The organism is Actinocorallia populi (assembly GCF_002995495.1).
Classification (GTDB): Bacteria; Actinomycetota; Actinomycetes; order Streptosporangiales; family Streptosporangiaceae; genus Actinocorallia; species Actinocorallia populi.
The window spans coordinates 142,562-155,985 of the sequence record NZ_PVZV01000010.1 but is presented as its reverse complement, the minus strand read 5'-3'; the positions used below and the strand labels follow the sequence as shown (position 1 = coordinate 155,985).

Below are 13,424 nucleotides of genomic sequence, written 5' to 3'. Positions count from 1 at the left end.
CTCACGCCGGCGCGGGCGAACCCCGGTACAGCCGGGTGACGACGTCCTCGATGTCCGGCTCGCGCAGCGCGATGTCGGCGACGTCGCACGCCCGCGCCACGTCCGCGACGACCGAGGCGGCGCTGACGTCCGGGGGGACGGCCAGCCACGACCGGGGGCCCTCCCGCCGCACCAGCCGCACCCCGTCCGGCAGCCCGGCGAGCACGCCGTCCCCGGCGAGGTCGACGATGAGGGTGCGGTCGGCGGGGGCCGTCGCGCGCAGTTCGTCCAGGGTGCCGTCGAACGCCACGCGCCCGTGGTCGATGACCATGACCCGGCGGCACAGCCGTTCGATGTCCCCCAGGTCGTGGGTGGTGAGCAGGACCGTGGTGCCCTCCTCGGCGTTGATCCGGGCCAGGAACTCGCGCACGGTCGCCTTGCTCACCACGTCCAGGCCGATCGTCGGCTCGTCCAGGACGAGCAGGGCGGGGGAGTGCAGCAGCGCGGCGGTGAGGTCGCCGCGCATGCGCTGGCCCAGGCTGAGCTGCCGCACGGGCGTGCCGAGGAACGGGCCGAGGTCCAGCAGCTCGGTGAGCTCGGCGAGCCGCGCCGCGAACCGCCTCTGGTCTACTTTGTAAAGGTGCCGGATCAGTGCGAAGCTGTCGCGCAGCGGCAGGTCCCACCACAGAGTGGTGCGCTGCCCGAACACCACGCCGAGGCGCAGCGCCAGCTCGGTGCGCCTGCGCGAGGGGTCCAGGCCCGCCACCCGCACCCGCCCCGAGGACGGCGAGAGGATGCCGGTCAGCATCTTGATCGTGGTGGACTTCCCGGCGCCGTTGGGGCCCAGGTAGCCGACGAACTCGCCGGGGGAGACCTCGAAGCCGATCTTGTCGACGGCCGTGACCAGGGTCCGGCCGCGGCGCAGCCGCCCGGTCTTCTGCCGGACCGGGAAGGTCTTGCTCACCTCGGACAGCTGGATCACGGTCAACTCCCCGTCGAACGGTAGTGGCGAAGGCCCGTACGCCAGGCGGCGGCCGCGACCAGGCACAGCAGCGCGGTCGCCACGGGCCCGAGGAACCTGACGAACCCGGGCAGCCCGAGCGGGTCGGGGACGCCCAGGACGTACAGGGACGGCTGCCAGTTCACGAACGCCAGCGGCACCACGAACGTCACGGCGTAGAGGAACTCCCTGGCGTACAGCGACATCGGGTACTGGACGGTGAACTCGCCGCCCCAGGTGATCACATGGGTGGCCTGGGCGGCGTCGAGCAGGACGAACTGGGCGGCGGCGGCCAGCACCCACAACGCGCAGAACAGCACGGTCCCGTTCACGATCATGAGGGCGGTCAGCAGCAGGTCGCCGGGGGAGAGGTCCAGGCGGGAGATCCCCCAGCCCAGCACGAGGCACGAGGGCACCAGCCGGGCGACCTTGCGCGGGCTGAAGTCCTCGGTCGCGAGCTGGACGAGCGGGTGCACCGGGCGGATGAGCATCGTGTCGAAGTTGCCGGTCCTGATGTGCTCGCCGAGCCGGTCGGCCGAGCCGATCAGCACGTTGCTGAGCGCGAACGCGATGTGCGCGCCGCCGTAGAGGTACATCACCCCGGCGGGCTCGAAGCCGCCGAAGCGCGGCACGTGCAGGAAGACGATGACGATGGTGAGCAGGTCGAGCGACGTGCTGATCACCACGCCGGCCGACAGCATCGCCAGCGTGGCGGGGTACTGGAGCGCCGCGCGCGTCCACGTCCGCGCCAGCAGGAGCCAGGTGCTAACCACCCTGGATCACCAGCCTCCGGTGGGCCGCCCGGGTGAGCGCCCGGCCCAGCAGGAGCAGCGCCAGCGCCCAGCCGGCCTGGAAGGCGTACGCCGCCAGGAGGTCCCAGCCCTGGCGCTTGCCGAGGTAGACGTCCGCGGGCACCTGGATGAGGGCCGCCCACGGCAGGGCCTGGACGACGGCGCCGACCGCGCCGGGGAAGGCCACCAGCGGCATGAGCATGCCGGAGAGGAACAGGGCGCAGGACCTGATAATGGCCTCCACGCCGCGCGCGTCGTGGATCCAGAACACCGCGAGGGCCACCAGGTAGCGCATCCCGAAGCCGACCAGGACGGCGAGCAGCAGGGAGAGCAGGAACGCCGCCCCCTGCGCGGGGCCCGGCAGGACGATCCCGAACACCAGCCATCCGGCGGCCAGGGGGGCGAACCCCCGGGAGAGGAACGCGTGCGCGGCGCGTCCGAGGTCGTCGGCGAGCCACCACGCCTGGAGGTCGGCGGGCCGGTGCAGGTCGATGGCGACGTCGCCGGTGCGCACGCGCTGCGCCAGGTCGAGCCCGCCGAAGATCTGGACGGGGCCGATGAGCGCCTGGGTCAGGAAGGAGAACGTGATCGCGTCGAGGACGTCGTAGCCGCCGAGGTCCGGCTTGTACTTCCAGACGGCGATGAGGATGTAGGCGCGCAGGAACCCGAAGAACGTGTTGCTGACGGTCGCGCCGATCGAGGCCGCCAGGTAGGCGGAGTGGCGTCGGAACGACAACCATCCGACCAGCGCGTAGACCATGGACCTCCGCCCGCGAGACGGCAAGATCACTCAGCGTAGGCGAAAGACCCTCCCCGCCGCAGTGGCCGGGAGGGTCTTTCAAGGGGACCGCGCGGTATGAGGGGAGTCACCGCGCCGATCAGGTCCGGCACGCCGTCAGACGGGTGCCTTCGGTGGTTCGTTCAGCACGCCGCCAGGCGGGCGTCTTCTAGTGGAACTGCTCGTCCTCGGTGGAGCCCTTGTAGGCGGTGGTCGAGGAGTTCGGGTTGATGGCGGTGGAGACGGCGTCGAAGTAGCCGGTGCCGACCTCGCGCTGGTGCTTGGTGGCGGTGTAGCCGCGGGACTCGCTGGCGAACTCGCGCTCCTGCAGGTCGACGTAGGCGGTCATGCCCTCGCGGGCGTAGCCGTGGGCCAGGTCGAACATGGAGTAGTTGAGCGCGTGGAAACCGGCCAGGGTGATGAACTGGAACTTGAAGCCCATGTGGCCGAGCTCGCGCTGGAACTTGGCGATGGTCGCGTCGTCCAGGTGCTTCTTCCAGTTGAAGGAAGGCGAGCAGTTGTAGGCCAGCATCTGGTCCGGGTACTCGGCCTTGACGGCCTCGGCGAACTTGCGGGCCAGCTCGAGGTCCGGGGTGCCGGTCTCCATCCAGATGAGGTCGGAGTACGGCGCGTAGGCCAGGGCGCGGGCGATGCAGGGCTCGACGCCGTTGCGGACCCGGTAGAAGCCCTCGGCGGTGCGCTCGCCGGTGATGAACGGGCGGTCGCGCTCGTCCACGTCGGTGGTGATGAGGGTCGCGGCCTCGGCGTCGGTCCGCGCGATCACCAGGGTCGGCACGTTGGAGACGTCGGCGGCCAGGCGCGCGGCGTTGAGGGTCTTGATGTGCTGGCCGGTCGGGATGAGGACCTTGCCGCCCAGGTGGCCGCACTTCTTCTCGGAGGCCAGCTGGTCCTCCCAGTGCACGCCCGCGGCGCCGGCCTCGATCATGCCCTTCATCAGCTCGTAGGCGTTGAGCACGCCGCCGAAGCCGGCCTCGGCGTCCGCGACGATCGGCGCGAACCAGTGCGGGGCGTCCTCCTGGCCCTCGGACCAGGTGATCTGGTCGGCGCGGGTCAGCGCGTTGTTGATGCGCTTGACGACGGCCGGCACGGAGTTGGCCGGGTAGATCGACTGGTCGGGGTAGGTCTGGCCCGCGAGGTTGGCGTCGCCGGCGACCTGCCAGCCCGACAGGTAGATGGCCTTGAGGCCGGCCTTGATCTGCTGGACGGCCTGGTTGCCGGTCAGGGCGCCGAGGGCGTGGACGTAGTCCTCGGTGTGCAGCAGGTTCCACAGGCGCTCGGCGCCCTGGCGGGCCAGGGTGTGCTCCACCTGGACCGAGCCGCGCAGCTTGACGACGTCCTCGGCGGTGTAGGTCCGCTCGATGCCCTTCCAGCGCGGGTCGGTGTTCCACTGGTTCTGCAGCGCTTCGGCTGCGCCCTTGAGGCGACCGTCAGTCATTGTCTTGCTCCCTCGTTATGTCGTCCCCTGGGTGCTTGTCTCTGAGTCTGCATATCTTGACGTCAAGGTTCTACCACCCAGTAACAGAAACTTCTGCCGTTTTTGCGCTACTATCAACCCGTGGCGACCTTGCGAAGTGAAGAAACGCTGAACTTGTCGAGTGGTGTAGACCTTTCCGTCTTCGGCCAGCGCCTGCGACACCTCCGCCGTCAACGTGGTCTTACCCTCTCTGAGCTGGGAGAACGTGTCGGCCGAGCGCCCTCCCAGCTGTCCCTGCTGGAGAACGGCAAACGCGAGCCGAAGCTGTCACTGCTGCAATCGCTGGCGAACGCCCTCGGCGTGCCGGTCGAGGAACTTCTGCAGCGGGAGGCGCCCTCGCGGCGCGCGCAGCTGGAGATCGCCCTGGAGGAGGCCCAGCGCGACCCCATCTACAAGAGCCTCGGGCTGCCCTACCTGAAGGCCTCCAAGCGGCTGCCCAACGACGTCCTGGAGCACCTGCTCGGGCTGTACGACGAGCTCAAGCGCTCGCGGACCAAGCCCACGGCCTCGCCGGAGGAGGCACGGCTCGCCAACGCCGAGCTGCGGCGCAAGATGCACGACCGCGGCAACTACTTCGGCGAGATCGAGCAGGTGGCGCGCAAGACGCTCGACAACGTCGGCTACCGCTCGGGCGCGCTGTCACAGGGCATGCTCATGGCGCTGGTCAACCACTTCGGCTACACCCTGCGCTACGTCCAGGACCTGCCGCGCTCCGTCCGGTCGATCACCGACCAGCGCAACCGGCGCATCTATCTCGAGCGCGAGCAGCTGGGCATGCACACGCCCCGCACGATCCTGCTGCAGACCCTCGGCCACATCGCGCTGGGCCACTCGGTGCCCCGCGACTTCGCCGACTTCCTGCGCCAGCGGGTGGAGGCCAACTACTTCGCGGCGGCGACGCTGATCCCCGAGGCCGCGGTCGTGCCCTACCTGCGCGACGCCAAGGCCGACCGGGAGCTGTCGGTGGAGGACCTCGCGGACGTCTTCTCGGTCTCCTACGAGATGGCCGCGCACCGCTTCACCAACATCGCGACCCACCACCTGGATCTGCGCTGCCACTTCACCAAGAACGACGAGAGCGGCACGATCTACAAGGCGTACGCCAACGACGGGCTGCTCTTCCCCGCGGACGAGGACGGCGCGATCGAGGGCCAGCGCATGTGCCGGCAGTGGGCCGGGCGCCGGGTGTTCCACAGCAACGACCGCTTCTCGGTCTTCTACCAGTACACCGACACGCCCAAGGGCACGTACTGGTGCCTGTCGCACATCGACCCCAGCCACGAGCGGGACTTCGCGATCACGCTGGGCGTGCGGTTCGAGGACTCCCGCTGGTTCCGCGGCCGGGAGACCGCCAACCGGGTCAGGTCCGCCTGCCCCGAGGGCGAGTGCTGCCAGCTGCCGCCGGCCGACCTCGCCGCCCGCTGGGAGGGCCAGTCCTGGCCGTCGGCCCGCGCCCATTCGCACGTGCTGTCGGTGCTGCCCCCCGGCGCGTTCCCCGGCGTGGACGAGGCCGACGTCTACACCTTCCTGGACAAGCACAGCGTCGAACCGGCGTGAGGGCCTGCGGGCCCTTTGGTCCCGGGTGCGATGAGCGGTGCGGTCTGCGCACCGCTCATCGGCGTTTCACGGCTCAGTCGCCGGACTTCCGGAGGAAGTACCAGTAGGTGAGCGCGATCACCACGACCGCGACGGCGGCCAGGACAAAGATGATCATCAGTGGTCCTCGGGCGGGGGATTTCCGGTACCGGGATCCTCTCAAAGAAGCGTCGTCGTTCGCAGGGTTTCGCCGCCGTTCCACTGGTTCTGAGAGTCTCAAACAGAAAAATCATTCGTCCGGGCCCCGGCGGGTAGAGGGTTCGGTGCGATATGTCTTCTGTGGTGTGGTTTGCGAGGATGAACTGGGCAGGTGAACGGGGTGTTACGGCTGGTTAAGTTCCTGGGTCGGTCTGCCGCTCTCCGGATAGGTGGGTGAATGATCGGGGATGCCCGCGATGTTCCTTTCTAGGAGAGGAGGGTGCTGTGCTCGCTGAAGCCGCGGACTGGCTCCGCCGCCGGTCCAGCTCGGCCGCGGACTGGCCGGCCGAGCCGCTGCTGGGTCTGAAGGGTTCCACCCGGGTGAGCGTCGTGCTGCCCGCGCGGGACGAGCAGGACACCGTCGGGGGCATCGTCGCGGCGATCAGGCGGGACCTGGTCGAACGCACGCCGCTGGTGGACGAGATCGTCGTGATCGACTCGAGGTCGGTGGACGAGACCGCCGCCGTCGCCGCCGCGGCGGGGGCCAAGGTCTTCGGGCAGGACACGATCCTGCCGCGCCTGCCGTGCCTTTCGGGCAAGGGGGAGGCGTTGTGGAAGTCCCTGGCGGTGACGTCGGGGGACATCGTGGTGTTCGTGGACGCCGACCTGGTGAACTTCTCCCCGTCCTTCGTGACGGGGCTGCTGGGCCCGCTGCTGTCGTGTCCGGACGTGTCGTACGTGAAGGCCTGTTACGACCGGCCCTACAACGGCCCCGAGGCTTCCTTCGCCGGGGGAGGGCGGGTCACCGAGCTGGTGGCGCGGCCGCTGCTGAACCTCCACTGGCCGCTGCTCGCCGGGATCGTCCAGCCGCTGGGCGGCGAGTACGCCGGGCGGCGCTCGCTGCTGGAGCGCCTGCCGTTCATGACCGGCTACGGCGTCGAGCTGGGCCTGCTCCTGGACGCGCTGGAGGCCGTGGGGCTCGACGGGCTGGCCCAGGTCGACCTGGGGGCGCGCGAGCACTCCCACCAGTCCACCGAGGCCCTGGCCGTCATGGCCGCCCAGATCCTGCAGACCGCCTGGTCCCGGCTGGACCGGCACGGCCTGGTGATGCCGCTGTCCTCGCCGTCCCCGGTGCTCACCCAGTTCCACCGCGGGGCGTCCGGGCACGAGCCGGCCGACCGCGACGCCAGGGTGGACGAGCGGCCGCCCATGATCGAGGTCCCCGAGTACGCGCTGACCGCGGGAGCGCGGGGGCGGCGGGCGGGCCGGAGCCACTCACGCGACTGAGTACTTTGCCCGGGGCTCTGTGGCCGGGGAGAGTAGACCCGTCCCGCCTGTGAGCTGTGATACTCCCCACGGGCCTCTGGATCATTCCAACGAGGGCTACTCCGCGGTAACCCCCTGGTGCTACCGTGGGTAACACGTTATTCGCCGGTATTTCCGTAAGGGGTCTACACACCATGTCCGACGCAGCCAAGAGCTTCTCCCTGGAGCTCACGGAGGATCTTCGGGAAGCCCAGGCCTGGACCCGCGAGTTCGCCCGGGACGTGATCCGGCCTGCGGCCGAGGAGTGGGACGAACGGGAGGAGACCCCCTGGCCGATCATCCAGGAGGCGGCCAAGATCGGCCTGTACTCGCTGGACTTCTTCGCCACCCAGTCGTTCGAGGAGACCGGCCTCGGCATCCCGGTCACCTTCGAGGAGCTGTACTGGGGCGACGCCGGCATCGCGCTGGCCATCACCGGCACCGGCCTGGCCGCCGCCTCGCTGGCCGCCACCGGCACCCCCGAGCAGATCGCCGAGTGGGCCCCGCAGATGTTCGGCACCCCCGACGACGTCAAGCTCGGCGCGTTCTGCGCCTCCGAGCCGGGCGCCGGCTCGGACGTCGGCTCGATCCGCTGCCGCGCCGTCTACGACGAGGCCAAGGACGAGTGGGTGCTCAACGGCACCAAGACCTGGGCGACCAACGGCGGCATCGCCCACGTGCACATCGTCGTCGCCTCGGTGTACCCCGAGCTCGGCTCGCGCGGCCAGGCGTCGTTCATCATCCCGCCGAACACCCCGGGCTTCTCCCAGGGCCAGAAGTTCAAGAAGCACGGCATCCGCGCCAGCCACACCGCCGAGGTCATCCTCGACAACGTGCGCATCCCCGGCCGCCTCCTCATCGGCGGCAAGGAGAAGTTCGACGCCCGCATCGCCCGCGTCCGCGAGGGCAAGCGCGCCGCCGGCCAGGCCGCGATGAAGACCTTCGAGACCACCCGCCCCACCGTGGGCGCGATGGCCCTCGGCGTCGCCCGCGCCGCCTACGACTACGCCCTCGAGTACTCCCGCGAGCGCGAGCAGTTCGGCCAGAAGATCGGCAACTTCCAGGCCATCGCCTTCAAGCTCGCCGACATGAAGATGCGCGTCGACGCCAGCCGCCTCCTCATCTGGCGCGCCTCCTGGATGGCCCGCCAGGGCAAGCCCTTCGAGAACGCCGAAGGCTCCATGGCCAAACTCCACGCCTCCGAGACCGCCGTCCGCGTGACGGAGGAGGCCATCCAGATCCTCGGCGGCAACGGCTACACCCGCGAATACCCCGTGGAACGCATGCACCGCGACTCCAAGATCTTCACCATCTTCGAAGGCACCTCCGAAATCCAGCGCCTGGTCATCGGCCGAGCCGTCACGGGCCTCCCCGTCCGCTAGCCCGACCGGCAAGAACGTGCCCCTGCCACTCCCCCCATGGCAGGGGCACTCTTTTTCCTCCGGACGCCGGCGTCACCCGAAGGAGCTACGACGAGCAAGACGAGCCCATACGGGTGCTCATGACGGTGCCGCCGAGTGAGGAGCACGTCATCATCTACGACTTGACGCGGCCGGAGCCGTAGACGCCGGAAAACAAGCGACACTGCTTCTCATGATCGAATCAGAGCTTTCAGAGCTCGACTACTTGCGGGAGATCGAGAGACTCGCCAAGGCGGTCACCTCCGCAGCGGCTGGCGAGGACTGGTACGCCGACGACGATGTTGCCGAAGGGCCGCTTCAACGCAGCGTCAACGCCCTGGGGCGTGCCTTGCTCCAGTACCACTTCCCGCTGGACGGGTGCGTGGAAGAGGAGGACCTCCCGCTGGTCGAACTCGCGGGCGTGTCCATCATCCGCCCCGAAGCCATGCCGATGGGGATGACCGGTACCTACGAACAAGCCTGCGCACGGCTCGGAGTGGAAGCACGGCCAGAGGGCTGGTCTTTGTGGAACACCTGGGGCGAGGGCAACCTGAGGGTCACGATGGTCGTGTCGGCCGTCGACACCACCGAGGGCCTGCTCATGAACTGGGCCAAGGGCAGGAAGCTGCTTCCAGTGATGCCGCTGCCCTCCCAAATCGCTCAAGTCCACGAAGGCTGGAGCGGCTCTCCCACCTTCTCGCCTCACGGCAAGAAGAAGCTGGGCCTCGACGGGCACGCCCTCTAGAAGAGGGACGGCAGAGAGCCCTGTTCCAGCGCTGACCTCCAGGCGCTCGCCGAGGAAATCCCGCACCGTCACAGCGTTTTACCGTTCGCCCGGACGAGCACACCGGAGCGGGTTGAGCGCTGTTTTTCCGGTCTTGGAAATCGGGGCGGCGGCTGACAGGAGGGCGAAAAATATGATCCAAGACACAGTGCGCGGCTCTGCCTGGGGAAATGGAACTTTATAAGGATGGGTTGGGTGCGCCGAAAGTTGAGTATTGCGAATGAAACGGTTCAATGGAAATTTTTCTCATTTTGGCTCCTTGTAGAGAAGGCGGGAAGAGTCGTCGCCTGAATGCCTGGCGGCTATGAGGCGACGGCCATGATTCGCGTGGAGCCAGCTTGAGGGTATCGTCATCTGATCTACTCCTGGCAACGACGGCTGCATTCGGCCTGGTCATGATGCTCGTCGCGCTGGGAATTCCCACCGATGTGCACCAGGCCATCGGGGATTTCGGCGTGATCACAATGCTGTACCTCTTGCATGTGAACGGCCGCTTGCCGGCTGCATGAGGCCTATCGACCATCGGTATGGTGGTTCGGGGCCAATCTTGAAGGGCCGGCTGGGGCCATGGCATGCGCGGGTCTCAACATGGTGTGGTTGTGCGGACGATGCGGCACCGTTGAGAACGGTTCTGATCCATGAGGTCCGGAAAGGCGTTGGAAAGCGGCTGCGGATAAGAAAATCTCTTCCCGCAGATCAGAGGGCCGATACGAGGTTCTTATGCAGGCTGCGTTCCATCCAGGAGAAGGCCTACGTCATTTTCGAGGTGCTGGCGGGATCTGGTGCTCGGTTATCGGCCGTGCCGCCACGAACCGCCCCGTCCGGTAGTTATGACCGGCACGAACGTGCCCCTGATGCACCCCTGCGGCAGGGGCGCTCCTGGTCGTCGGAACGTTCGAAGCCGGGGATCCGGCTCCGTTTCGTGGTCATTCCGGATACTCCGTCCGGAATCCGCATCAGAACGGTTTGCCTGCAGAGGGCGCCGAATATTGTTTCCAGGTTTTCTGGCTTTTCTGTTTCAGGTTCGCCATCCCTTGGATCATGGACGATGTGTCGCAGTGGGACAGCGATCTTGATCGGGTCCGGGGCGAGAGGGAGGCACGGGAAGCCTCGTTCCGCCAATCGGTCTGCCTTCCGGAGGGATAACGTCCGGCAGGCGGTAGGAAGACTTACCCCCGTTTGCAGGCGGCGGTGACTTTCTGGCGGAGGATGATAATTCCCTGGGAGCCGTCACGAGGTGATCGTCGGTGACGAGGAGTGGAAGGCCGAAACCGGAGGCAAACGGCTCAAGGTCAAGGTCGCCTTCCGCCCCGTTCGCCTCGTGCTGTTCATCGCCGTCTTCCTCGTCCTTGACCCTTTCTCCTCCTAAGGCGCTCGATGCCAAGAGGTCGGTGACCCTAGGCGGTGAACGCGCGCAGGATGGCCGGGCCATATGCGGACCGTATGCGGTGCCGGGGATATTGGGCGGATGTTGCGGGTCGCGGGGTGGCACGGCTGGGTCGGGACGTTCACCGGCGTGGTGCTCATCACGGTGGCCGTGCTGCCGCTGGTGGTGTGGGTGCTGGCGCGCCGTCGGAGTGCCGGGGGCGTCGCGTCGGCGTGGCGGAGGTCGGTGGCCGAGGTCGACATCGTCTATGGGACGGTGCCGTGGGTGTGGATGATCCTGTTGCCGGGCGGTGGTGACGTTCCTCGTCCCGTTGCGGTTCGAGGTGTCGGCGTCGGTGCCGCGGATTCTGGTGCTCGCGGCGGGATGTTCGGTTCTGGTCGAGGTCGCGCAGTACATCCTGGGAATGGGCCGGGTGTCCTCTGTGGACGACGTGCTGCTCAACGCCGCCGGTGCCGGGCTGGCCGCGCCGGCGTCGCACCGCTGGTGGCGTGCTAAGGCCCGAACGTCAGACCGGCCTCGACCGGCCCCGGCACCGGGACACTGAGCCGCCGGAACCGACAGCAGGCTCGGCCATGTGGTCGGGAGGGCGCTTGACAGGGCTTGGTGTTTCCAGGGTTTGATCTCAGGGGCCCGTCGACGCGGGTCGGAGGGAGACCACGATGGTGCAGGTGAGGTGTGCGCGCTGCGGTGCGGCCGCCGCGCGGGTCGAGGTCTACGGGCCCGGTGAGACTCCGAGAGGAGGGGAAGCCGCGCTGGGCGCCGGGAAGTGGTGGCTGATCTTCGAGGGCATCGTCGGTTACAACGGCAACGGCGACGCGATCGATGAAGTGAGAGCGCGGCGGATTTTGCGGGCGTTCGAACCTCCGCTCTCCTACCGGAAGGTTCACGAGGCCGGTTTCTATGATGACGCCGGCTTCTGCGCCGGGTGCGACGCCGCCTATTGCCACGGCTGCTGGAATCCGAGCAGCAGCGGCTACGGGCGCTGCCCGAACGGCCACGGCAAAAGCCTCGATCCGCATGGGTGGCGGGACTGAGTCCGTCCGCCTCGTCGCCGGGCGGGAGCGCGGTCGGGCACGGGTGCGGAACGCGCATTCTAACCTTGCGGCTCTGGGCCTGGATCGGGGTGATCCTTCGGCAACACCATGGGGGCCCTGCTCGTCCCGGTGTGTTCGAGTTCACACCTGCCGAGGAAGCCATGATCACCCCATTGCCCAGTGCGAGGAGGCCCGCTGTGTCGAGGTCGAGAACGAAGCGGAAGAGAACGGGGGCGGCGGCCGTCGCGGTGGTCGCCGCGCTGGCGCTCGCCGGCTGTTCCGGAGGTTCGGACTCCGGCTCCTCGGGGAGCGCGTCGGACACGCTCGCCGTGAACTGGGGCGGCTTCCCCGAGAGCTGGGCGCCCGGTGCCGAGATGGAGGCCGGGTACATGCGCGTCCCGTACGAGAACTTGGTCGCGCTGGACCGGAAGGGCGAGATCCAGCCCGTGCTCGCCACCGAGTGGGAGCAGGACGGCACCGAGCTCACCCTCAAGCTGCGCCAGAACGTCACCTTCCACGACGGGACGGCGTTCGACGCCGCGGCGGTCAAGGCCAACATCGAGGCGATCCAGCAGAGCACCGGGCCCTACGCCGGACCGATGAAGGTCATCAAGGAGGTCGAGGCCGTCGACGCGCACACCGTCCGCTTCACCCTCACGGAGCCGAGCCCGTCGCTGCTGACGATGCTCTCGACCCGCGCCGCGCCGATGGCCAGCCCGAAGGCGATCGCCGCCGGGACCGTCGCCCGGCACCCCGTCGGCACCGGCCCGTGGGCCTACGACCCGGCCTCCTCCACGCAGGGCACGCGCATGGCGTTCAAGTCCTACCCGCGGTACTGGGGCGGCGCGGACGGCGTCGGCTTCAAGAACATCGAGCTCTACGCCATCCCCGACGACAACGCGGCGGCGGGCGCCCTCCTGAGCGGCGAGATCGACGTCACCGACACCGAGGTCCCCATGCTCGACCAGTTCAAGGGCACCCCCGTCAAGACGTTCACCTACCCGGCGATCCGCAACAACCCGATGTTCTTCGACCGCAAGCCGGGCGGCGCGTTCGCGGACGTCAACGTGCGCCGCGCCGCCTGCTACGCGATCAACACCCAGGAGCTCGCCCAGGTCGAGCCCGACTGGAAGCCGCGCACGCAGCACTTCGCCGAGGGGGAGAGCGGCTACAACGCCTCGATCCCGGGCTACCCGCACGACCTCGCCAAGGCCAAGGAGCTGATGGCCCAGGCCGGGAACCCGTCCGTCAGCGTCGAGGTGGTGGCCGCGCCGTTCAACCAGCGGCAGCTGCAGATCTACGGCGCCCAGCTCGAGAAGATCGGCATCAAGGTGAAGGTTCAGGTCGCCCCGCCGCCGCAGTACTTCTCGACGTGGAACAGCGGGAGGTTCCCGCTCGGCCTGGGCGGCAACGACGAGCTGACCGCCTACGACTGGTACCACGCGTGGTTCGCCGCCGACGCGCCCGGCAACCCCTCCGGCGTGGAGAGCGCGGAGCTCAAGGCCGCCGCGGACGAGGCGATCGAGGCGGGCACCTCCGACGAGGCCGGCGAGCTGTGGGGCGAGGTCACCCGCATCGTCTCCGACGAGGCGCTGACCTGCGGCCACGTCGCGGGGGAGGAGATCGTGGCCTGGCACTCCGACCGGGTGGACGGCGCCGCGGCGCCGACACAGCCCTGGGAGACCAACCTGATCGACTACAAGTCCCTGAAGCCCAGGGGAGCGTAGCCGGTGGCGA

At 68.5% G+C, this 13,424-nt stretch carries 13 protein-coding genes; 8 read left to right on the top strand and 5 right to left on the bottom strand.

From position 1 onward, the window contains the following. Position 1: 1 nt before the first annotated feature. The 4 genes from C2865_RS33600 to aceA all read right to left on the bottom strand — a co-directional run bounded on the left by C2865_RS33600 (position 2) and on the right by aceA (position 4,004). Positions 2–961, bottom strand: a complete 960-nt coding sequence (locus tag C2865_RS33600; RefSeq protein ID WP_106402672.1) for an ABC transporter ATP-binding protein — start codon at positions 959–961, stop codon at positions 2–4. A 2-nt stretch (positions 962–963) separates the two neighbouring features. Next, the gene (locus C2865_RS33595) at positions 964–1,752 is read right to left on the bottom strand and encodes an ABC transporter permease (protein WP_232835940.1); all 789 of its coding nucleotides are present in this window, start codon (positions 1,750–1,752) and stop codon (positions 964–966) included. Beyond that, entirely contained in the window at positions 1,745–2,530 is a 786-nt protein-coding gene (locus tag C2865_RS33590; RefSeq protein WP_106402671.1) for an ABC transporter permease, read from the bottom strand. The genes C2865_RS33595 and C2865_RS33590 overlap by 8 nt, the downstream gene beginning before the upstream one ends. A gap of 187 nt (positions 2,531–2,717) precedes the next feature. After that, positions 2,718–4,004: an isocitrate lyase gene (gene aceA / locus C2865_RS33585; RefSeq protein WP_106402670.1), complete on the bottom strand. Its 1,287-nt coding sequence runs from the start codon at positions 4,002–4,004 to the stop codon at positions 2,718–2,720. A 153-nt stretch (positions 4,005–4,157) separates the two neighbouring features. On the opposite strand from aceA, the gene C2865_RS33580 reads away from it, so the two are divergent. Further along, a complete protein-coding gene (locus tag C2865_RS33580; RefSeq protein WP_106402669.1) occupies positions 4,158–5,600 on the top strand; it encodes an XRE family transcriptional regulator in 1,443 nt (480 codons plus the stop codon). A gap of 73 nt (positions 5,601–5,673) precedes the next feature. On the opposite strand, the gene C2865_RS41640 is transcribed toward C2865_RS33580, so the two are convergent. Then, the gene (locus C2865_RS41640; RefSeq protein WP_269802764.1) at positions 5,674–5,802 is read right to left on the bottom strand and encodes a hypothetical protein; all 129 of its coding nucleotides are present in this window, start codon (positions 5,800–5,802) and stop codon (positions 5,674–5,676) included. Positions 5,803–6,062: 260 nt separating this feature from the next. Here C2865_RS41640 and C2865_RS33575 point away from each other — a divergent pair, with 260 nt between their 5' ends. The 7 genes from C2865_RS33575 (at position 6,063) to C2865_RS33550 (ending at position 13,414) form a co-directional block, all read left to right on the top strand. Beyond that, the gene (locus C2865_RS33575) at positions 6,063–7,064 is read left to right on the top strand and encodes a glucosyl-3-phosphoglycerate synthase (RefSeq protein ID WP_106402668.1); all 1,002 of its coding nucleotides are present in this window, start codon (positions 6,063–6,065) and stop codon (positions 7,062–7,064) included. A 173-nt stretch (positions 7,065–7,237) separates the two neighbouring features. Next, a complete protein-coding gene (locus tag C2865_RS33570; protein ID WP_106402667.1) occupies positions 7,238–8,464 on the top strand; it encodes an acyl-CoA dehydrogenase family protein in 1,227 nt (408 codons plus the stop codon). 211 nt (positions 8,465–8,675) lie between these two features. Then, on the top strand, positions 8,676–9,227 hold the full coding sequence (locus C2865_RS33565; RefSeq protein WP_106402666.1) for a hypothetical protein: 552 nt from the start codon (positions 8,676–8,678) through the stop codon (positions 9,225–9,227). 1,276 nt (positions 9,228–10,503) lie between these two features. Further along, positions 10,504–10,635: a hypothetical protein gene (locus C2865_RS41635; protein WP_269802763.1), complete on the top strand. Its 132-nt coding sequence runs from the start codon at positions 10,504–10,506 to the stop codon at positions 10,633–10,635. Positions 10,636–10,942: 307 nt separating this feature from the next. Beyond that, positions 10,943–11,197, top strand: a complete 255-nt coding sequence (locus C2865_RS40330; RefSeq protein WP_198653788.1) for a VanZ family protein — start codon at positions 10,943–10,945, stop codon at positions 11,195–11,197. Positions 11,198–11,312: 115 nt separating this feature from the next. Beyond that, complete coding sequence (locus C2865_RS33555) at positions 11,313–11,687, top strand: hypothetical protein (protein WP_106402665.1); 375 nt, start codon at positions 11,313–11,315, stop codon at positions 11,685–11,687. A gap of 197 nt (positions 11,688–11,884) precedes the next feature. Further along, the gene (locus C2865_RS33550; RefSeq protein WP_198653787.1) at positions 11,885–13,414 is read left to right on the top strand and encodes an ABC transporter substrate-binding protein; all 1,530 of its coding nucleotides are present in this window, start codon (positions 11,885–11,887) and stop codon (positions 13,412–13,414) included. The last annotated feature ends 10 nt before the right edge of the window (positions 13,415–13,424 follow it).